At 70.7% G+C, this 19,381-nt stretch carries 17 protein-coding genes; 10 read left to right on the top strand and 7 right to left on the bottom strand.

Annotated features, from left to right (window positions below; translation table 11 throughout):
- Positions 1-31: 31 nt before the first annotated feature.
- From WME89_RS07930 to WME89_RS07900, 7 genes are all read left to right on the top strand, one after another.
- A complete protein-coding gene (locus WME89_RS07930) occupies positions 32-934 on the top strand; it encodes an SDR family oxidoreductase (protein ID WP_438008625.1) in 903 nt (300 codons plus the stop codon).
- 310 nt (positions 935-1,244) lie between these two features.
- Positions 1,245-1,553 carry a hypothetical protein gene (locus WME89_RS07925; protein WP_438008624.1) on the top strand — a complete coding sequence of 103 codons (309 nt, stop codon included), beginning with the start codon at positions 1,245-1,247 and terminating at the stop codon, positions 1,551-1,553.
- Between the two features lie 167 nt (positions 1,554-1,720).
- Entirely contained in the window at positions 1,721-2,371 is a 651-nt protein-coding gene (locus tag WME89_RS07920) for a DUF5819 family protein (protein ID WP_438008623.1), read from the top strand.
- Positions 2,372-2,388: 17 nt separating this feature from the next.
- Positions 2,389-3,375 carry an HTTM domain-containing protein gene (locus tag WME89_RS07915; RefSeq protein ID WP_438008622.1) on the top strand — a complete coding sequence of 329 codons (987 nt, stop codon included), beginning with the start codon at positions 2,389-2,391 and terminating at the stop codon, positions 3,373-3,375.
- Between the two features lie 121 nt (positions 3,376-3,496).
- Positions 3,497-4,450, top strand: a complete 954-nt coding sequence (locus tag WME89_RS07910; protein WP_438008621.1) for a M23 family metallopeptidase — start codon at positions 3,497-3,499, stop codon at positions 4,448-4,450.
- A gap of 216 nt (positions 4,451-4,666) precedes the next feature.
- The gene (locus WME89_RS07905) at positions 4,667-6,208 is read left to right on the top strand and encodes a DUF5924 family protein (RefSeq protein WP_438008620.1); all 1,542 of its coding nucleotides are present in this window, start codon (positions 4,667-4,669) and stop codon (positions 6,206-6,208) included.
- Positions 6,205-7,032, top strand: a complete 828-nt coding sequence (locus WME89_RS07900) for a hypothetical protein (protein ID WP_438008619.1) — start codon at positions 6,205-6,207, stop codon at positions 7,030-7,032. The genes WME89_RS07905 and WME89_RS07900 overlap by 4 nt, the downstream gene beginning before the upstream one ends.
- Before the next feature lie 77 nt (positions 7,033-7,109).
- On the opposite strand, the gene WME89_RS07895 is transcribed toward WME89_RS07900, so the two are convergent.
- From WME89_RS07895 to WME89_RS07875, 5 genes are all read right to left on the bottom strand, one after another.
- Complete coding sequence (locus tag WME89_RS07895) at positions 7,110-7,700, bottom strand: hypothetical protein (RefSeq protein ID WP_438008618.1); 591 nt, start codon at positions 7,698-7,700, stop codon at positions 7,110-7,112.
- Positions 7,697-8,740, bottom strand: coding sequence for an AAA family ATPase (locus WME89_RS07890; protein WP_438008617.1), 1,044 nt, complete (start codon positions 8,738-8,740; stop codon positions 7,697-7,699). Before WME89_RS07890 ends, WME89_RS07895 begins: the two co-directional genes overlap by 4 nt.
- Before the next feature lie 79 nt (positions 8,741-8,819).
- The gene (locus WME89_RS07885) at positions 8,820-9,953 is read right to left on the bottom strand and encodes a formimidoylglutamate deiminase (protein WP_438008616.1); all 1,134 of its coding nucleotides are present in this window, start codon (positions 9,951-9,953) and stop codon (positions 8,820-8,822) included.
- Between the two features lie 300 nt (positions 9,954-10,253).
- Entirely contained in the window at positions 10,254-11,024 is a 771-nt protein-coding gene (locus WME89_RS07880) for a hypothetical protein (protein WP_438008615.1), read from the bottom strand.
- Between the two features lie 146 nt (positions 11,025-11,170).
- A complete protein-coding gene (locus WME89_RS07875; protein ID WP_438008614.1) occupies positions 11,171-12,148 on the bottom strand; it encodes a YegS/Rv2252/BmrU family lipid kinase in 978 nt (325 codons plus the stop codon).
- Positions 12,149-12,359: 211 nt separating this feature from the next.
- On the opposite strand from WME89_RS07875, the gene WME89_RS07870 reads away from it, so the two are divergent.
- Complete coding sequence (locus WME89_RS07870) at positions 12,360-15,485, top strand: PEP/pyruvate-binding domain-containing protein (RefSeq protein WP_438008613.1); 3,126 nt, start codon at positions 12,360-12,362, stop codon at positions 15,483-15,485.
- A 62-nt stretch (positions 15,486-15,547) separates the two neighbouring features.
- On the opposite strand, the gene WME89_RS07865 is transcribed toward WME89_RS07870, so the two are convergent.
- Positions 15,548-16,141, bottom strand: coding sequence for a Uma2 family endonuclease (locus tag WME89_RS07865; RefSeq protein WP_438008612.1), 594 nt, complete (start codon positions 16,139-16,141; stop codon positions 15,548-15,550).
- A gap of 196 nt (positions 16,142-16,337) precedes the next feature.
- Between WME89_RS07865 and WME89_RS07860 the strand changes: the two genes are divergently transcribed.
- Positions 16,338-16,850, top strand: coding sequence for a DUF1993 domain-containing protein (locus WME89_RS07860; RefSeq protein ID WP_438008611.1), 513 nt, complete (start codon positions 16,338-16,340; stop codon positions 16,848-16,850).
- 141 nt (positions 16,851-16,991) lie between these two features.
- Here the strand turns inward: WME89_RS07860 and WME89_RS07855 are convergent, their stop codons facing one another.
- Positions 16,992-17,747 (bottom strand): hypothetical protein, encoded by a 756-nt coding sequence (locus WME89_RS07855; RefSeq protein WP_438008610.1) that lies wholly within the window; start codon positions 17,745-17,747, stop codon positions 16,992-16,994.
- 434 nt (positions 17,748-18,181) lie between these two features.
- On the opposite strand from WME89_RS07855, the gene WME89_RS07850 reads away from it, so the two are divergent.
- The gene (locus tag WME89_RS07850) at positions 18,182-19,309 is read left to right on the top strand and encodes an ABC transporter substrate-binding protein (protein ID WP_438008609.1); all 1,128 of its coding nucleotides are present in this window, start codon (positions 18,182-18,184) and stop codon (positions 19,307-19,309) included.
- Positions 19,310-19,381: the final 72 nt, after the last annotated feature.

Below are 19,381 nucleotides of genomic sequence, written 5' to 3'. Positions count from 1 at the left end.
CGGACGAGCGCTCCGAGGCTACGGTCCTCGCATGACCAAGTCAATGCGAGTGTTCGTCACAGGCGCGACTGGCTGGATCGGCACGGCGGTGCTGAAGGAGCTGCGCGGGGCCGGCCACAGCGTCCTCGGCATGGCGCACAGCGATGCGGGCGCCGACAAGCTGAAGGCGCAGGGCGTGGAGGTGTATCGCGGCGACATCAGGGACCCGAAATGCCTCGTCGAGGGCGTCCGTGCGACCGACGCGACGATCCACCTGGCGTTCCACATGGACTTCTCGGACTTCCCGACGATCTACCGGATCGATCGCGACGCGATCAGCGCGATGCTCGATGCGATGGCGGGCACGAACAAGGCGTTCGTCGGCACGAACGGCACGCTGGTTGTCTCGAAGCCCGGCAAGGTCGCGCTCGAGACGGACGAGTCGCCGGCGAGCTCGCCGCTCGCGGTCCGGTTGCAGGCCGAACGTCTCGTGGTCGACGCTGCGAAGCGCGGAGTGCGCGGCAGTGTCATCCGGCTGGCTCCGACGGTGCATGGCGCTGGTGACAAGGGCTTCATCGCAATGCTGATCAATATGGCGCGCGAGAAGAATACCGCCGGTTACGTCGACGATGGCAACCATCACTGGCCCGCGGTGCATCGCGACGATGCGGCGCGGCTCTACCGGCTCGCCGTCGAGAGCGCACCGCCGGGGACCGTGTTGCACGGCACCGCCGAGGAAGGCATCACGATGCGCGCGATCGCGGAGACGATCAGCAAGGGCACCGGCGTGCCGACGAAGAGCGTGCCGGCCGCGGAGGCAGGCGCGCACTTCGGATGGATGTCGATGGTCGTCGGGCTCGATAACCGGACCTCGAACAAGGCGACGCGCGAGCTGCTCGGCTGGAAGCCGGAGCAACCGGGCCTGCTCGACGACATGCGCGCTCACTACTTCTGATCTACCGTGCAGCCACAACCGGGCGCCCTCCGCGTCCGCGCCCCCGGCGTTGCGCGGCGGCGCTCCGTGGTTTGCGCGATCGAGCAACCGCTTGCCCCGGAGGTCCCGGAGGGCGCCTGCCCACCGCACGTCGCGCCGTCGCTCGCGACGCGTCGCCCCCGCGGTTCGGCCGCGGTCGAGGCAACGCAAAGCCCGTCAGGCACGCCATCCGGGCGGTGGCACGACCGCTGCTGAAGGTGGGAGCGCAACGCCACCATCCATCGACGTGCGCGGTGCTCCTTCATCATCGAACCGTGAATCGGAGACAATCATGAACATCAAGTCGACCATCGCAACATCGGCCGCCGCGCTCGCGCTCGGCGCCGTCGTGGTGAACAGCTCAGCGGCTCCCGCGCTCGCCAGCGAGGAGCCCTCTCCGTCGCACATCGCGCAGATGGCCGCAGCGACCGAGGCGGTCGAGGCCGAGCGCCTCGCCTTCCCTGGGCTCGCGAGGGCCGCCTTGCAAGGCGCCGCGTGGGGCGTCGGCTGGGTCGCCGGACAGAGGATTGCACGCGGGCGGGCTGTGGATTCCACGTCGGCCCTCGCCGCGACGAGCGATGCGCTCTTCGATTACCGCTGATCTCGCTCGAGCCCCAGAGCCGCGCCCGTGCACGCCGCACGGGCGCGGCCTGTCCTCCACCCTACCACGAGTGAGGCAAGCTCATGACGGATTCCCCCTCGGCCCGCCCGCGCTCCCGCGGCATCGCCCAGCGGGCGCGGTCACTCGCTCCAGGAGCGCTCAGGCTGGTGCCCGCGCTGCTGGCCGCCACGCTGGCCATCCACTTCGCGATGACGGCGATCTACCTCATGCCGGTCAGCCCTGCGAAGCTCAGGCTCGCACCGCTGGCGCAGGCCTACATGTCCCCGCTCTTCGTGCAGGACTGGCACCTCTTTGCCCCGGACCCTGACAGTAGCACGCGCGTGTGGATGGTCTCCTGCCGCATCCGAGGGCCGGACGGCGCCACGCGCGAGACGCCGTGGGCCGACATCACCACGCCCTACCGGCAAGCGCATTACCGCAGCCGGTTCGGCTCCGCCGACCGACTCCTGCGCACGCTGACGAGCGCCGGGCGGCTCACCTACACGATGCCCCCCGCCCTGGCGGAGATCATCGCCCACCCGGCGAACGAGGGCAACGGCGAGCTGATGAAGGCGGTCGACATCGCGCAGGAACGGAGTCGCCAGGACGGCGTTCGCGCCCTCAATCGCGCCGCGTCGGCCCACTGCGACGAGCTGCATGGCCCCGCGGACGTCGAGGCCGTGCGGGTGCGAATGGCGATCTTGAGGTTCCCGCGCTTCTCGCAGCGCCACCTGCCGGACGCCGCGGGCGAGCTGAGCGTCCACGACTACGACTGGGCGCCGCGCGAGGACGTGGCCCCGCCGGAGATCAGACGGTGATCGCGCAGGAGACAACAATGAACCAGACTCTCGTCGGGAGGCTCTGCCGGCGCTGGGACCGGCTCGTCGACGACGCCGGCCGCCCGCGGTCCTTGATCGGCGCCAGCGTATTCCGTGTCCTCGCCGCGCTGGCCATCCTCTATCAGTACCTGAGCAGCTACCATCAGCGTCACTACCTCTTCGGCCCCCGCGGCGCCTGGCCCTTCGCTGCCCCGGTGGAGCAGGCGACCGGGGAGGGCGCGCTGTCGCTCTATTTGCTGAGCCCCTCGCCCGTGGTGTTCGAGCTGATCTTCCACGCCGGGATCGTCGTCACCGCGCTGTTCCTGCTGGGCTGGCACACGAGGACGATGACGCTCCTCACGCTCGTGCTGTTCTGGTCGCTGCACCAGCGCAACCCGCTGATAAGCGACGGCGGCGACAACCTCGTCAGCATCATCTTGATCTATGGTGTCTTCGCGAAGCTCGGGGCCCATTTCTCGCTCGACGCGTCGCGCGCGCAGCCCACCCGCGGAGCGACACGGCAACGGCTCGGTGGGATGTTGCACAACGCGGCCATGCTCGCGTCCGCCGTCCAGCTGTGCCTGATGTACGGCCTCGCAGGCCTCTACAAGGTGCAGGGGCAGATGTGGCAGAGCGGGACGGCCATCTACTACGTCCTCCGCAACGCGGATTACGGCTGGCCTGGCGTCGCCGAGCACGTCTACCAGGATGCCTGGCTGGTCAACGCGCTCACCTACGCCACCGTGGCGTTTCAGGTGAGCTTCCCGTTCTTCTTGTTCCTCAACCGCCACACGCGCCGCCTCGCCCTGCTTGGCGGGATCATGTTTCACATCGGCATCGCGACGTGCATGGGGCTCGTCACCTTTGCGGCGTTCATGGTCAGCGTGGATCTGATGTTCGTCACCGACGGCGAGTACCGGGCGCTCGGCGCCTCGATGGCGCGGGCGCGCGCGGCGATCACGCGGCGAGCGCACGTCTTCCAGCACCGGCGAGCCCCTTCGTGACGGCCAGCCGAGCGTCCGGCTCCCGCGACGACGCACAAGGGACAGGCCACGCCGCTCCGACGCCCGCGCGAGGCGTCCCGGCTGGGCCGGCGTGAGCGCAACCAAGGACTTCGAGGTGACCATGACAACGAAGAGCAAAGAGCGGAAATACGGGCTCGCTGAATATTCACGCCTTTTTGTATCCAGCTTCGCCGGGTCCATTCTGAACCCGAACCTATTCCTCCAGAGCCAAGCGCAAGGCTTCGGTCAGCTCATCGCCGTGGCGCTGCGGCTCCTGGAGGGTCCGGCCGAGGCGATCCCGCCGCGCAGGGTGCGGACACCTTTCGACGGTCGCTGGAAGGTCTTGAACGGTGGCACGACGAAGCAAAGCTCGCACTCCTGGGATCTGCTGTCACAGAGGTACGCCTATGACTTCGTGGTGGAGGGGGACGACGGGCGCACCTATCGTGGCGACGGGCGGCGGCTCGAGGACTATCACGCGTATGGCCGCCCGGTGCTCGCCCCTGCCGACGGCGTCGTGATCCAGCTCGTCGATGGCATCCGTGATTACCACAGACCCGGGCATGGATGGGTGGACTGGCGCACGCGGGACATTCGCGGGAACTTCGTCGTCATCCAGCACGACGAGCATGTATATAGCCTCATCGCTCATCTTCAGCCTGGCAGCTTCCAGGTTAAAAAGGGAGATCGCGTGACGCAGGGCTGCGTCATCGGTCGCTGTGGAAACTCGGGCAACTCCACGGAGCCGCACATCCACTTTCAGCTGCAGGACCGGCGCAGCTTCTTCCTGTCCATTGGCATCCCGGTCCAGTTTTCGAGGTCCATCGTCGAGCGGAGGGCGCCCGGCGTCGAGCAGGTGGCCGAGAGGAGATATGCAGGCGTCGTCGAGCAGGGGGACTACGTCGAGGCGGCGTCGAGCGCGGATACCGGTGAGGAGGACCATGGCGCGCCTCCGCTCACGCGGGTTGGCGTGCGCGATCTGTTCTCGAGCCTGGGCTCCTGTGGCGCCGGTGTGGTTCTGGCTGTGGTGTTGGCTCGATTCGTGGCGCAAGTCCTGGGGTTCGTTCAGAGCTAGCGCCGCGTCGCCGAGGTTCGTCCCTGGCGGGGTTTCTGCCCCGCGGCAGCAGCCCTGCCCGCCGCGGCGACGTCGAACCGGCGTCTCCTCTGCGGCACGTCCCGGTGGGCGGGCGCCCGGGCCAGGGCGGGCTGCAGGATGCAGCGGCCGCCCGGCGCCCCCCGATCGCCCGGCGCTCGAAGGTGGACCGTCCGTCGGGTACGCTGCGCCCCGGACATGAAACAGCACGCGCCGCGCTCCCCTGAAGCCTCGGCCCCCGAGGCCCACGCGAACGCGCCCTCGCGGCCGTCGCCGCCGTCCTCCAACGCCACGACCCTGGTCCAGAAGCCGCGCGTCCCCGACTCCTTCGGGGAGGCGCCGACCATCGTGTACATGCCGAGCGACGAGCCCGGCCGCGCGTCGGGCGACCCCCCGCCCGGAGGGCCGAGCGGCGGCGCCGCGGCGCCGGCGAGCCGCGACCGCGGCGCCATCGACGAGGTCACGCTGCGCATGCCGGCCAGGGCCGCCGCTTCGGGCGCGGAGCCCGAGGACCGCACCCTCAAGATGCCCGCCCGGTCGGCGCGCTCCGCGGAGCCCGAGGACCGCACGCTCAAGATGCCCGCCCGGCCAGCGCGGTCCGCGGAGTCCGCCGAAGACGATGCCCCGACCGTCAAGGCCGAGCCCCAGGCGTCCTTCGTCGACCTGAACACCGGCGCGGACGAGGGGGAGGAAGGCCGGCCCAAGGATCTCAAGTCGGCCGCCCGCGAGTTCCTGAAGCGCCACCACAAGAAGCTCTGGTGGCTGCACACCGCCTACGCGCTGAGCCTCGGCGCCTTCGTGGTGAGCTTCGCGCAGAAGGGGTTCCAGCACGCCCGCTTCCTCGCCATCTCGGTCAGCGTCGCCTGGCTGCTCGTGCTCCTGTTCTTCCGGCTCTTCGGCACCGGCACCCGCCAGGACTTCGCGACGGCGTGGCGCGGCGCCCGGCTGCGCTTCCTGGTGATGACCTATGTCCTGAAGAACCTCTATCAGGGCATGCTCTTCTTCCTCCTCCCGTTCTACTGGAAGAGCGCCAGCCTCGACGCGCCGAACCGTTGGTTCGTGCTGCTCCTCGGCGCCTGCGCCGTGCTCTCGACGCTCGATCTCGTCTTCGACCGCGTGCTCATGCGCTGGAAGACGCTCGCCTCGGTGTTCTACGGGGTGACCATGTTCGCGTGCCTCAACCTCGTCATCCCCGCGCTGCTCCCCGACACCCGGACGCTCTACACGCTGCTCTCCGCCGCCCTCGTGTCCGTCCTCGGCTTCTGCACGCTGCACCTGCCCTTCGGGGCCCTCTGGAGCCGCGTGGGCATCGTGTTCCTCGTCGTCGCGGCGGCCGCCGGGGTCGGGCTCGCCTACGGGACGCGGGAGCTCATCCCTCCGGTGCCGATGCACCTGTCCTCCGCGGCCGTGGGCCCCTCGGTGCTCCCGGATGGCCGGCTCGCCATGTCGGTGAAATCATTGCATTATTCGGTGATTCGCGAGCTCCGCGCGGTGACCGACGTCGTGGTGCCGGGGGGCGACGGCGACCGCCTCCTCCACGTCTGGCGCCACGAGGGGCGCGAGGTGCTCCGCGCGCCGGAGGAGACGCTGCGGGTCCCGGGCCCGGAGGGCGCGGTGCGGCTCAAGTCGCAGCTCGTGGGCGGGGGCCTGCCGCGCCACCTGGCCGGGCACTGGACGGTGGACGTCGAGACCCAGGACGGCCAGCTCGTCGGCCGCACCGCGTTCGAGGTGACCGAATGAAGGGGGCGCTGCGGGTCGATCCGGCGGCCACCGTGCAGCGCGCGCGCTGGGTCGACGCGGGCAATGTAGCGAACGGGTTCCTCGTGTTCGGCAACGTCGTCACGGGCTTCATCGCGATCGGCAACGTCGCGCGCGGGTTCATCGCGATCGGCAACGTCGCCGTCGGCGTCGTCGCGATCGGCAACGTCGCGTTCGGCGTCGTCGGCGGGTTCGGCGCGACGATCGCCGTCGGCGCCTTCGCCGGCGCGGGCGTGCTCGCCTTCCCGGTGCTCGACGGGGCGGCGGGCGTGGTCAGCGCGCTCGAGCTGAACCCGGTCCTGTCGGTGTTCCCGATCGTGCTCTGGGTCCTCGCGGCGCGCCTGTTCCGCGGGCAGCGCGCGCCGCGCCTGGGCCCGAGCCCCGACCTGACGCCGCTCCGGGCGCTGCTCCGCGGCGAGCGCGCCGAGGGCTGGGTGCGCGCCCGCGTCGAGCGCGCGGGCGGCGGCGCGCTCCGGGTGGAGCAGGGCGGCGCGGCGGTCGAGCTGCCGGCGACGCCGGAGGCGCTCGGCGCGGGCGGCGCGCTGATCCCGGAGGGCCGGGGGGCGCGGCTGTTCGCGTACCTGCGGGCGGAGGAGCACGTCGGCGGCGGGGGCAGCGGCTACCGCGAGGCGCAGCAGCGCGAGCGGGTCCTCGCCGTCGCCGACCTGGTGGAGCCGCCGGCGTGGGTCGCGCCGTGGAGCAGCGGCGCCGAGGCGCAATGGTGGCTGGCGCGCGCGTGGGACGTGGGCGCTGTCGCGGCGGTGGTGCTGAGGGCGGCGCAGCTCGTGGCGGGCGCGATGGGGTGAGCGCCCCGGCGTGCCCGGCCCGGCGCCCGGCTCCCCTTCCCTTGCCGTAGCGCCATCCCGCAGCGCGCACGTGCCCCTCAGCGCTGTCCAGCGCCGGGAAGGCTCTGCGCCACCACGTCGGAGACACGGCCGTCGAACGGGCTCGCCACCGTCACGTGGGGTGTCAGCCACGAGAGACGCTGCTTGAGCCGATCGCTCCGTTCCTTTTGCCAGACCTCCCTCTTCTTGAAGGGCTCGGCCGCGCGAAGCTCCGCGTCCTCGATCCACGCGATCACGAACACGCACGGCCTCGGCTTGACGACGAGCCTGGCGCAGTCCTCAGCCCAGAGGGCTTTGCCCAGCCTGCTCGCGCCGACCAGGCCGGCGATGGTGTCGCGGACCTTGCACGCGATGCGGAGAGGGAGCTCGTGGAGCTGCCTCCGCTTCGTCTCGATGGGATACCCCCGATAGTCCTTCACCTCGATGAGGTACAGCCGGTCTTCGCGCACCCCGACGATGTCGACGGCCTGCGATCCCACGCGGACGAGCTCGCCCGTGGTCTCATCCGGATACTCGCCGTGAAGCTTTCCGATGCCGTCGCGGAAGGCACGGCTGTCGTCCCACTTCTCCGCCACCGTCCAGCTGTCGCCGAACTCGAAGCGGATCCTCTCCACCTCGAGAGCCTTCACCGCGGCGCCTCGTCTGGCGCGAAGAGGGCCTGCTGCTCCCGCTCGTGCAGCGACGCGACCGCGTCCAGGATCGCGTTGTGCTGGAGCTCGGCGAGTCGCTCGCCGCGCTCGAGGCTGCCCCCACGTTCGTCACGGCGAAGCGCGAAGAACGCGGCCTCTCCGGGGCGCAGCGCGCCGGTGTCGACCCTCAAGGAGATCTCCGACGTGAGCGCATAGCCGTGCGTGGCGAGGAGGACCTGCACGCCCGCGTGAGCGAGCGCGGCGACGATATCGCTGGTGAGGCGGGCGCGCTCCGGGTTGAGGTTGGCCTCGGGCTCGTCCCAGAGCAGATATGCGTTCTCGGAGAGCGAGCCGTTCATGAGCAGGTAGGCGATCATCGCGATCTTGCGGTCGCCTTCGGCGGCCATCGGCATCTCCATGTCGCCTCCCGGGTAGCGAAGATAGAAGCGCCCTTCCCTCATCACGACCTTGCCGCCGAGCTCGCGCTCTATGGGCTCGAGGAGCGCCGTCGGTCCACCGGACCGGAGCGGCTTCAGCCCGAGCGCGACGCAGAGATCAAAATAGGTCCGGTCGAACGCCGATTCGCGATGGAGCCACGCTTCGACGAACCCAGGGAAGATCGAGAGTACCTCCCGAGGAGGGATGAACAGCGGCCTGCCGATCTCGGAGATGGATCCGGTGACGTTGGCCGTCAGCGCGTCGCCCGGGCCCAGCGTGACCTCGATCCGGGCGTCTTCCAATTCGAGCGATATGGCCGCCTGCCCCGGCCTGAGCGCGGGGAAGCTGTCCAGGGAATCGGGCTGGAAGACCCCCATGAGCATGCCTCGAACCAGGTTGTCCAGCTTTGGCTCTACCCCACCCTCGAGCCCCTGGCCCGCGGCGAACCGGCGCGCTGCCTCGGTCAGCGCATAGACGAGCTTGAGGATGTGGGACTTGCCCGCCCCGTTCTCGCCGATGAGCACGTTGACCCCCGGCGCAAAATCGAACGTCGCGTCGGAGAATACGGTGAACTCGCGGAGGGTGAGGCGGGTGAGCTTCATCGCGCGCGGAGTCTACTGGCCCCCGTGCGCGCCTGCTAGCCGACCGCGGTTCGGTCGAGCGAGCGCGAGATCCCTGCCCTCACCCCTCCACGATCGCCGGGCTCCCGCTGTACACCACCGCGTCGAGCAGCCGCTCCTCCGGCACCAGCGCGAGCGCCGGCGCGTCCCGGCGGATCGCGAGGGTCCCGCCCGCGTCCGCGAACCCGCACGCCTCCGCCCCCCGCTGCGAGCCGATCTCCCAGAGCGCCTCGGACGGCGTCGCGCCGCCCTCTCCGCGCAGCGTCACGCGCTTGCCCGTCCGCAGCCGCTCGCCCAGCTCGACGCCCCGCAGGTCCTCGAACGGGTCGGTGATCACGTGGCTGTCGATGCCCACGCACAGCCGCACGCCCGCCGCGCGCAGCGCGCCCACGTCGGGCAGCCCGTCGCCGAGGTCGCGCTCCGTCGTGGGGCACAGGCACGCGAACGCCCTCGCCGCGCCGAGCAGCGCCGGCTCGTGCGGCGCGAGGTGCGTCGCGTGCACCGCCACGAAGCGCTCGCTCAGCACCCCGCGCTCGGCCAGGAGCTCCACCGGGCGACGGCCCGTCTCCGCGAGGCACGCCTCGATCTCGGCCGGCTGCTCGGCCACGTGCATGTGCAGCATGAGCCCGCGCTCCCCGGCGTACCGCGCGATCTCGCCGAGCCACGCCGGGGGCACCGCGCGCACGCTGTGCGGCGCCACCCCGACGCGCACGTCCTCGCGGCCCGCGTACCGCGCCCTCAGCGCGTCGACATCCGCGAGCGCCGCGTCGAGCGAGGCGTCCGAGAACCGCCGCTGCGCCCCCTCCGGCTCCCGGCCCGCGCCCGCGCGCGCGTAGACGACCCGCAGGAGCGCGATCCGGAGGCCCGCCTCGCGCGCCGCCTCGATCACCGCGTCCGCGAGGACGGTGCGGTCGGCGTAGGGCGCGCCGTCCGGCTGGTGGTGCACATAGTGGAACTCGCCCACCGTGCGGACGCCCGCGGCGCGGAGCTCGCGATAGGCCACCTTCGAGATCGCGTGAATCGACTCCGGCGTGAGCGACCCGGCGAGCGCGTACATGGCAGTGCGCCACGACCAGAAATCATCCGCCCCCGACGGCCCCGGCCGCTGCGCCTCGCCGCGCATCCCGCGCTGGAACGCATGGGAATGAGCGGTCGCCAGCGCCGGCAGCTCGATGGCTCGCGCGGTCAGCCTCATCGCCGCACGCCCTACCACGCCGGGGAGACCGGCGAAAGGCGCGGGCCCGCCGCGGCGCCGAGCGCGTCCGGGCGAGCTCGCCGCGCGCGGAGGATCCCCTCATTTTGCAGCCGTTTTCAGCGGGGAAATTGAACAGGGAGGCGGGGAGACAGGGAGTATTTTGAAGATTTCCCTCCCCGTCTCCCCGCCTCCCTGTGAATTTTCTGGAAAATTCGAGGAATGCCTCAGCGCCGCGTCGGGTCCTCGCCGTGCGCCACGCCGCGCGCCGTCATCATCGCCCCCGCGGCGTCACCCCGCCCGTCACTCCTCTTTCGGTACCGCGAAGATCGGCACGCAGCCCTGGTCGAGCTTGCTGCAGGCCGCCGTGACCGCTTCGTCGGTGTGCGCTTGATCGTAGAACTCCACGATGAGCGCGCTGCACTCGGGGAGCACGTTGCGCGAGCGCTCGCCCATCGCGGCGGCGCACGCGTCGATCTCCGCGATGGTCGCCGTGCACGGCATCCGCTCGAGGCAGGGCGCCGACTCGATGTCCGCGATGGCCTGCTCGAGCAACGCCTCTGCCTGGCTCGGGTCGGCCATGCAGCTCTCGTACTGCTCGGTGCACCTCGCCTGTAGCCCGGCGTCGTCGGTCCCTGGATCGTCGCCGAACTCCGCGCCCAGCACGCCCAGCATGCGGCAGATGTACTCGACGCTGATCGCGCCAACGCTGCACTTGCGGTATCCCCTGCACGCCTGCTCGACCTCGGCATCCGTCAGGTCATCGACCACGGCCGACGGATCGAGCCCCGAGCAAGACGCCTCGCCCGCTCCGCCGCCCCCGGACGCCTCACCCGCTCCGCCGCCCCCCGCCGCCTCGCCCGCTCCGCCGCCCCCCGCCGCCTCGCCCGCTCCGCCGCCCCCCGCCGCCTCGCCCGCTCCGCCGCCCCCGGCCGCCTCGCCTGCCCCGCCGCCCCTGGCCGCTCCCGCCGGCTCCCCGGCCGCTGCTGCTTCATCATCCCCCCCGCAGCCGAGCCCCGGGAGACAACAGGCCAGACACACCCCCACCACACCAGCCCAGAACGTCGATCGCATCGATTGCACCCTCCCTCGAGGAACCAGGGTCCGGCTCCGCCCACCGGCGGAACCACCTTTCCCTACGGAGGACGGGTGGCGCTCCTTCCTCCGAGCTCGCCGTCACGATGCTTCTGTCGTCGCCGCGCGGGGCGCGCGCGGCCGCGTCACGCCTTCTGCTCGACCTCGAGCTCCGGCAGCCCCTCCAGCTTCACCTCGACCTCGGCGGCGGGGGGCGGGGCGGGCACCGCCTCGCGGCGGGGCGCCATGACCGTCAGGGCGCGCGGCAGGCACTCGATCACGAGGGGCGTGGTCCCGACCTCCTCGCCGTCGATGAGCACGTGCTGCGGCGGATCCGTGGAGATGCGGACCCTCCGGGCGGCGAGGAACCCGATGTTGTCGCGCTCGGCCGGCTCGCCGTCGAGCGCGGTCCTCAGGAGGTGCAGGCCGGTCGCGACCGCCTCGACCAGCGTGGTGGCCGACACGATGGTGACATCGAGCAGCCCGTCCTCGGGGGAGACGACCGGCGGCCCCTGCGCCAGCACCGTGCGCACAGGCGCCATGTTCGCGACCGTCACCGCGACCGCCCGGCAGTGGATCCGATGGTCGTCCGTCTCGATGTCGACCTGGAAGGGCTCGAGGCTCATCAGCTTCTTCAGCCCGGTGCTGATGTACGCGAGCACGCCCCAGCGCTGCTTGGCGTCCTGCGGGGTCTCGCCGACCGTGTCGGCGTGGAGCCCGACCGCGGAGAGCAGGATCATCGTCCTCCCGTTCGCGCGGGCGGCGTCGATGCGCGTCGGCTCGCCGTGGACGAGGACCTCGATCGCCCCCTCGAGCGCGTCCGGGATGCCCAGGGTAAGCGCGATCGAGTTCGCGGTCCCGAGCGGGAGGATGCCCAGGCATGTGTCCGTCCCGAGGAGCGCCGACGCCACGCTGGAGATGGTCCCGTCGCCGCCCGCCGCGATCACCAGCGGGGCGCCCTCGCGGCGGGCCGCCTCGGCGCACGCGGCGGCGCTGCGATCCGCGCTCGTCTCGTACACGGTCAGCGCGAAATCGCGCTCGAGCCGGGAGGGCAGCGACTCGACCGCATCGCCTGCATGGCCAGCAGCAGGGTTGAAAATCAGCGCGGCCCGTCGTTCGGTCATCCGCGTATCCTAGAACGCGGAACCGTTTGAAACCCCAAGAAAAATCGGCAGGGAAGCGAGCGGCGCGCGCGCTCCCACCCACGCCGCGCGCGGCCCCGCGGCTGTGCCTGCCTGCGCCACCCTCGCGACATGGATGCCCCGCCGCGCAGCCCTCAGGCGCGATGAACTTTTGCGAAGACGCTGGCACGGTAGTTGTAGTTCGGTAGTGACCATGAGGCTTCAACGAATCGGTCGACTGGCTTGCCTTGCGCTGGCGCTGCTGGGCGCAGGGAATCTCATCGCGTGCGGTGACGGCTCGTCGGGGGGCTCGGGCGGCAGCGGCGCCGCGGGCGGCGAAGGCGGCAGCGGCGGCGCGGGCGGCGAAGGCGGCAGCGGCGGCGCGGGCGGCGAAGGCGGCAGCGGCGCCACCGGCGGAGCGGGCGGCACGGGCGGCGAAGGGGGAGGCGGTGGCTCGTGGCCCGTCGACACCTACCCGATCGAGATCACCCCGTCCGAGGACTGGAAGAACGAGATCACTTTCCCGTTCGACCCCTTCCTCGCTTATTCGACGTACGACGCGCCGATGTGGGTGAAGTTCACCGTGCTGATGCACGACCCCACCAAGGTCTATTACCAGGACAGCAACAAGTTCCCTTTCCACGGCGAGTTCGCCACGGCGCGACTCGACCCCTTCTTCGGCATGTCGCAGGACGAGTTCGACAGGGTCTCGCTCCACGAGGAAGGACAGGAGGCGATCCTCGGCGCCGTGCTCATCTCCCCGAACGCGTACGTCGATCCGGAGTACGGCATCCAGCTGGTCCGGCAGGACGCCTACGATCCCGAGGTGGCGCGCGTCGTCCTCCAGCTCGTGAAGGACAGCATCGACGCCCCCGACGGCGCGCAGCCCTTCTACTTCCCGACCTACGAGCAGACCGCATCGGCCGTGGAGAACAGCGCGTTCTTCGCGGAGAGCGGGTTCCCCGTGAGCTCGGTCGATCGGTGGCTGAACGGCGACCAGTGCTATTCGACCGGCTGGGCCCTGGGCCGGCTCCGGTACGTCCCGCCGGACATGATCGACGCCGCCTACGCGAGCGGCGAGCTCCGGGCCGAGGACATCCTCCTCACCGACTCCATCCCCGCGGAGGTGCCTTATGTGGCGGGCATCATCTCGCTGTCGCCCTCGACCCCGAACGCGCACACCGCCCTGCTGGCGACCTCGTTCGGCATCCCGTTCGTGTACATCGGCGATCCGGCCGCCGCCGAGCGGGCGAAGGGGCTCGACGGCCAGGAGGTCGCGCTGCGGGCGTCGCTCCAGTGGGGCGTCGTGTGCCGCACCGCGCTCCTCGACGCCGAGGGGAGGATCGCGCCGGCGGACCGGGAGCAGCTCCTCGCGCTGAAGCAGCCCGGCGATCTCGGGCTACAGCCCAAGCAGCCGCTCGGCGCCTACGCCGGCTCCACGGAGGATCTCGGCCCCGCGGACATCGTCCACTTCGGGGGCAAGGCCGCGAACTACGGCCTGCTGCGGGACGCCATCCCGGAGAGCTCCGACGTCGCTGTCGCGCTGTCCTTCGATCTCTGGGACGACTTCCTCGACCAGGTCATGCCCGGCGGCGGCACCCTGCGCGCCGAGATCGCGGAGCGCCTCGCTGGCCACAGCTACCCGCCGGACATGCAGGCGCTCAAGGCCGACCTCGCGGCGATCCGGGATCGCATCACCAAGGAAGCCGACTTCACCACGGCGCAGCGGCAGGCGGTCGAGGCGGCGCTCGAGGGCTTCACGCCCACGAGGAAGATCCGGTTCCGGAGCTCGACGAACGTGGAGGACAGCGCCGTCTTCACGGGCGCGGGCCTCTACGACAGCTACAGCGGCTGCCTGGCCGACGACCAGGACGCCGACGCGGCGGGGCCGAGCCTCTGCGAGGCCGGCGAGGAGAACGAGCGGGGCGTGTTCCGCGCGATCCGCAAGGTGTACGCGAGCTTCTACAACGACAACGCCTACCTCGCCCGGCTCCTCTACGGCGTGGACGAGGACGAGGTCGGAATGGGGGTCCTCGTCCACTACTCCTATGCTGACGAGGACGAGCTGGCCAACGGGGTCGCCACGCTCTCGCGCGGCGTTTCCACCTTGGACCAGATCAAGCTCGTGACGCAGGTCGGGGCGACCTCCGTCACCAACCCGGAAGGCGGCGCGCTGCCCGAGGTCGTGAACGTGACCAGCCTTGACGGCGAGACGTACGTCGAGCTCCGCTCCGGCTCGACGCTCTTGCCGCTCGGCGCTCACGTGATGGCGTGGGAGAGCGACTACCGCGAGCTCGCCGACCTGCTCGGCCGCGTCGAGCGGCGGTTCGTCGAGGCGCACCCGGAGAAGACGTCGTACCTGCTCGACTACGAGTTCAAGAAGATGAGGCCGGGAGAGCTCGTGGTGAAGCAGGTGCGCGAGGTCTCGCTGCCGGACACGACGCCGAGCCTCACGCCGTTCTTGCTCGACGAGCCGCGGGAGCTCTGCACGTTCCAGGGCGAGTTCGGCGACGTGTTCGCGAACCACCGGCTCAAGGTGCGCGCGCGCCTCTCGACGAAGAGCGCGTTCCTCACGCCGGCGGCCCTCGCCAGCACGCTCTTCGACGACGTGGGCCTCGACTACGTCTCCGGCGGCGCGGTGGCGACGCTGACGGGGAGCCCGGCGACGTGGCCGGGCGCGTCGTACGCGTACGCCGAGGGGACGGCCACGGACTCGTTCGTGGACGGCGAAGGGGCCGCGGGGGTCACGTACGCGCTCGCGACCTCGCCCGTGCCGGAGCTGCTGCCGCCGTCGGTGGGCCCGCTCGTCTCGGTGAGCGATTTCGAGCTGGTCCTCAGCGCCGCGTACACCACGCCCGTGCCGGCGCTCGAATGGGACGACACGCCGCTCGCCATCACGTCGGAGGCGGTGCGGCTCGACGCCTGCCCGGCGGACGGTCCGCCGGTCGAGGGCGCGTCGCTCCAGGAGCGCTCGCTCTCGCCGGAGTCCGGCGGCGTCGTGGTGCATACGTCCTTTTACTGGCCGCCCTACCCCAAGGGCCCGACGGCGGGGTACACGGCGCCGCTGCACAAGTGGGTGGAGACGCGCATCGAGGGGCTGACGAGCAGCCCGATCGTGCTCAAGGGCTATCACGCGCAGACGTACCGCCCGGCGCACCACAACTTCTCGGAGGACTTCATCTTCGAGCCCCGCCTCGAGCCCGGCATCGACCCGGCGCTCCTCGCCGAGCTGGAGGAGAAGGGTGTCCGGCTCATCTTCATGCGGACGTCGGATATCCCCGGGGTCCCCCCGCGGATGTGGACCCTCGACCCGGCCGGCGTGTTCCACCTGGTCGAGTGAGCGCCTCCGGGCGACCTGCGGAGCCCCGGGCGACACCGCCGCTCGGGGCTCCGTGGCGGGCGTCACTCGTCCTCGCGCTCGTCCCCGAAGAGCACGCCGACCTGGAGCTCGATGGCGCCGAAGGGCTCCGCCCTGACGCGCTCGCCCCGCTCCGCGCGGAGCGCGACGAGGTATCCCTCCGGGGTCCACCGGTACACGGTCAGCGTCTCCTCCCGGGGATCGACGATCCAGTAATGTGGGAGCTGGCAGCGCTGATGGGCACGCATCTTCTTGACCGTGTCGTGACGCGCGTTGCACGGGGACAGCACCTCGCACACCCAGTCGGGCCGGAGCCGGACAGGGCTCCCGCTCGGGCGCTCCGGCGAGCTTTCGTGGCGCCAGCCGACCACGTCGGGCCGGTACACCTGGTCTGGCGCGAGCTCGACCTCGACCTCGGTGGCGAACCACCACCCACCGGGCCAGCGCCCCCCGGGACGCCGCTGGAACGGGAACTTCACATGCGCAACGATGGCGGACTGCGCATCGCCGTGCTCGAACGAGGGCACGGCCTTCTGGACGAGCTCGCCGTCGATGATCTCGTGAAAGCGCTGCTCCTCGGGGATGGCCAGGAGATCCGCAGCGGTCGCTGGGCCTGGCTTCTGTGCGGCGGTGGGCACGCGTCGAGCATAGCGCCTCCGCGCGAAGGGTCGCGGCCATTCGATTTATCCTGAAATTTCGTACACTTGCGAGCCGGATCGACCACCTCCCCACGCCGCCGAGCCCGGAGGAGGGGGCCGGCGCGCGCGGGGTTGACGCGCGGAGGCCGCGGGGCGACCAGCAGCGCCGGCTGCACTCGCTGACGAGGAGACGATCATGAGCCTTTACGACAGCTCGTTCCCCCAGATGGCTCGCATGCTCGGCCAGGTGCCGACCTGGTTCGACAAGGCGCAGGCGTATGCCGAGCAGAAGAAGTTCGACCCCGAGGTGCTGCTGACGGCGCGCCTCGCGCCCGACCAGTGGCACTTCAGGCGTCAGATCCAGGGCGTCATCGCCTGGCCCCTGCGGCTGAGCGCGCTCCTCACCGGCGCGGAGCCGCCGGCGCTCCAGGCGGGGGATGAGACCACCGCGGAGCTGCGCGCGCGCATCGGCAAGACGCTCGAGCAGGTCAAGGCGCTGAGGCCCGAGCAGTTCCAGGGCGCGGAGGACCGCACGATCCCGCTCGCCTTCATGCCGGGAAAGGGCTTGAAGGCCACGGACTTCGTGTACGGGTTCGCGCTCCCCAACTTCTACTTCCACGCCACCACGGCGTACTCGATCCTGCGGCACAACGGGATCGACGTGGGCAAGCTCGACTATATCGGGCCGCTCGCGATCCGCGACCTCTGAGCACCCGACCCGGCGAGGCGAGCGGCCGCCGTCCAGCGCCTCTAGATCATCCAGCGCAAGATGGCGGCCTGACAGCCGGTTCCAGGCCTGTCGGCGCTCCGGCCGACGACGAGCGGGTCCGCCGAGCGCTCCGCTCCAGCGTCAGTCGCCGCTGCCGCCGGCGCCGACAGAGCTGGAGGACACCGCCACGGACACGGAGCCTTCCCAGCCGCCGCCCGTGCCGCCTCCCCCGGCGCCACCCTCGCCGTAGTAGTAGTAATCGCTCGGATCTTCGTAGACGTTGACGCCGATGTTCAGCTTGCCGTTGAGCCACAGCGCGCGGTCCCCGATACCGAACTGGTACTGAGCCCAGGTCGTCGAGTGCGGCGAGACGTAGACGTAGAACGATGACGACGACAGCAGCGTGGCCTCGACGGGGGTCGCGACGCCGCCTTCGATCTTCTCGAAGTACCAGCCAGGGAGCAGGCTGACGTAGTACGAGCCCCGCTCCAGGTCGACGGTGATGGAGCTCGCGTCGGGATCTTCGTCCTCGGAGCTGATCGTCAAGAGAGTGTTGCCTCCACTATCTCCGCCGCCGCCGCTGGTGGTGGAGGAGGTGCTGCCGCCGCCGCCGCTGGTGGTGGAGGTGGTGACGCCGCCGCCGGTGGTGGTGGAGACGCCGCCGCTGCCTCCCACTCCCACCGCGCCGTCGCCGTACCAGTAGTAGTCGCTCCAGATCTGGAACGTGGCGTTGCGAAGCTGATAGCGCGCTCCAGAAGGCGCGTCCGCCGCGAGCGGCAGGCTGATCGATCCGAGCTCTGCGTCATCGCCAGCATGCGAGACGCAACCGCTGATACCGACCACGAACAACACACCTGCCGCCGCGATCGCCCCCATACCCCTGAACATCCTGGTCATTCTCGTATCCTCCTGAGCTGACGCTCGGGACCAGCGGCAGCGCGTGCCACGCCTGCCACCTGTCACCGTTGCGAGCTCCGCCCAGGAGCAATTCATGAACCAACCTGGAATCCCTGCGATTCACGCGATCTTGAAGGCGTGCCCCGGAGGCGCGGCTCAGATTGGCTCAGACGATGTGTGCCAGTCCGAGCGCGAGCCAGTGTACCACGGCGCCTCGCGCTTCGCGCGGAGCTGCCAGGCGAGCGTCAAGGGCAAAGCACGTTGATGGCAATCGACGTCGACCGCGGTGCGCGTCGGCGCTGGGCTGACCGCGCGCTTCCGGCCCAAGCAGGCGGCGCTGCTCGCCGAGGAGGTGGACCAGGAGGCTCGAACGAGGAAGGTCTTGCGACGCACAACCAGGCGGCGCTACTTTGCCGGGCCAGGAGCGCCCGCACGTGAATACCGTGGCAAAGGACCCTCTCGTGGTAAGTGCTGCGTCGCCGCGCGGGATCGCGCGAGGCCGAGCGCCGCTCCTGAGCGCCGCCGGCGCCCTGGCCATCGCGGCGGGCTGCGCGCTCGCGGGCTGCCGCTCCTCGAGCTCGAAGAGCGATCAGAGCCCGAAGAGCGATCCGGCGGGCGCGGTGGAGCCGGCCGCCGCCAGGCCTCCCGCGGCGCCGTTCAAGGTGGCGTTCAATACCTGGCTCGGCTACTCCCCGCTCGTCATCGCCAAGGAGAAGGGCTTTCTGAGGGAGGCCGGCCTCGATGTCGAGTTCTCCATCCTGGAGAGCATCGGCGAGAAGAACTCGGCGCTCCTGCGGGGCGCCATCGACGCCGTGGGGCACACCGCCGACTCCGCGGTGACGAGCGCGTCCGCGGGCGTCGACGGGCAGATCATCTATGTCTTCGACCTGTCGAACGGGGCGGACGGGATCCTCGCCCGGCGCTCGATCAAGGGCATCGCCGATTTCAAGGGGCAGAAGGTGGCGCTCGAGCCGGGCTTCACCGGACACTTCTTCTTCCTGTCGCTGCTCTCCGAGGCTGGCCTCACCCCGGCCGACGTGACCATCGTCCCGATGGACACGGGGAGCGCGGGGAGCGCGTTCGCGGCGGGGCAGGTCGAGGCCGCGGTGACGTGGGAGCCATGGATCGGCAAGACGAAGACGATGAAGGACGCCCACGTCGTCGTGACGAGCGCCGACAGGCCGGGGCTCATCGTGGACGTGCTTTACATGAACCGCGCCGCGATACAGAGGCGCCCGGAGGACGTGAAGGCGATGATCCTGGCGATGGGCCGCGCGGTCGATTGGTACAACGACCACACGGCCGAGGGCGACGAGGTCATCGCTCGCTTCTGGAAGCTGCCGCTCCCCGAGGAAAAGGAGACCGTCGCCGGCATCAAGTTCATGTCCCTGCCCCGCAACGCCGAGCTCTTCGGGACCGAGTCCGCGCCGGGGCAGCTGCTCGATACGGTGCGGAGGGCGAACGACGTCTGGCTCAAGGCGGGCATCACGAAGAAGCCCGTCGAGCCGGCCTCCGTGATCGACTTCGCCTCGGTGAACAGGGCCGCGAAGGAGAAGCGCTAGCGCTCCGTCATCTGGCCATCTGGCCAGCTGGCCAGATGACCGGCCGACCGAGCGCCGGCGCCGACACACGGC

Origin of the sequence: Sorangium sp. So ce321 (genome assembly GCF_051530195.1) — a bacterium.
In the GTDB taxonomy this organism is placed as follows: Bacteria; Myxococcota_A; Polyangia; order Polyangiales; family Polyangiaceae; genus Sorangium.
The sequence above is the reverse complement of the archived record's forward strand: the minus strand, read 5'-3'. Positions and strand labels throughout refer to the sequence as shown.

What these genes read in the sequence shown, in the direction of transcription:
- WME89_RS07890 (WP_438008617.1), bottom strand. Translation starts at nt 8,740, where the DNA reads ATGAAGCTCACCCGCCTCACCCTCCGCGAGTTCACCGTATTCTCCGAC.
- WME89_RS07860 (WP_438008611.1), top strand. Translation starts at nt 16,338, where the DNA reads ATGAGCCTTTACGACAGCTCGTTCCCCCAGATGGCTCGCATGCTCGGC.
- WME89_RS07870 (WP_438008613.1), top strand. Translation starts at nt 12,360, where the DNA reads ATGAGGCTTCAACGAATCGGTCGACTGGCTTGCCTTGCGCTGGCGCTG.
- WME89_RS07900 (WP_438008619.1), top strand. Translation starts at nt 6,205, where the DNA reads ATGAAGGGGGCGCTGCGGGTCGATCCGGCGGCCACCGTGCAGCGCGCG.
- WME89_RS07930 (WP_438008625.1), top strand. Translation starts at nt 32, where the DNA reads ATGACCAAGTCAATGCGAGTGTTCGTCACAGGCGCGACTGGCTGGATC.
- WME89_RS07915 (WP_438008622.1), top strand. Translation starts at nt 2,389, where the DNA reads ATGAACCAGACTCTCGTCGGGAGGCTCTGCCGGCGCTGGGACCGGCTC.
- WME89_RS07855 (WP_438008610.1), bottom strand. Translation starts at nt 17,747, where the DNA reads ATGACCAGGATGTTCAGGGGTATGGGGGCGATCGCGGCGGCAGGTGTG.
- WME89_RS07880 (WP_438008615.1), bottom strand. Translation starts at nt 11,024, where the DNA reads ATGCGATCGACGTTCTGGGCTGGTGTGGTGGGGGTGTGTCTGGCCTGT.
- WME89_RS07910 (WP_438008621.1), top strand. Translation starts at nt 3,497, where the DNA reads ATGACAACGAAGAGCAAAGAGCGGAAATACGGGCTCGCTGAATATTCA.
- WME89_RS07925 (WP_438008624.1), top strand. Translation starts at nt 1,245, where the DNA reads ATGAACATCAAGTCGACCATCGCAACATCGGCCGCCGCGCTCGCGCTC.
- WME89_RS07875 (WP_438008614.1), bottom strand. Translation starts at nt 12,148, where the DNA reads ATGACCGAACGACGGGCCGCGCTGATTTTCAACCCTGCTGCTGGCCAT.
- WME89_RS07885 (WP_438008616.1), bottom strand. Translation starts at nt 9,953, where the DNA reads ATGAGGCTGACCGCGCGAGCCATCGAGCTGCCGGCGCTGGCGACCGCT.
- WME89_RS07905 (WP_438008620.1), top strand. Translation starts at nt 4,667, where the DNA reads ATGAAACAGCACGCGCCGCGCTCCCCTGAAGCCTCGGCCCCCGAGGCC.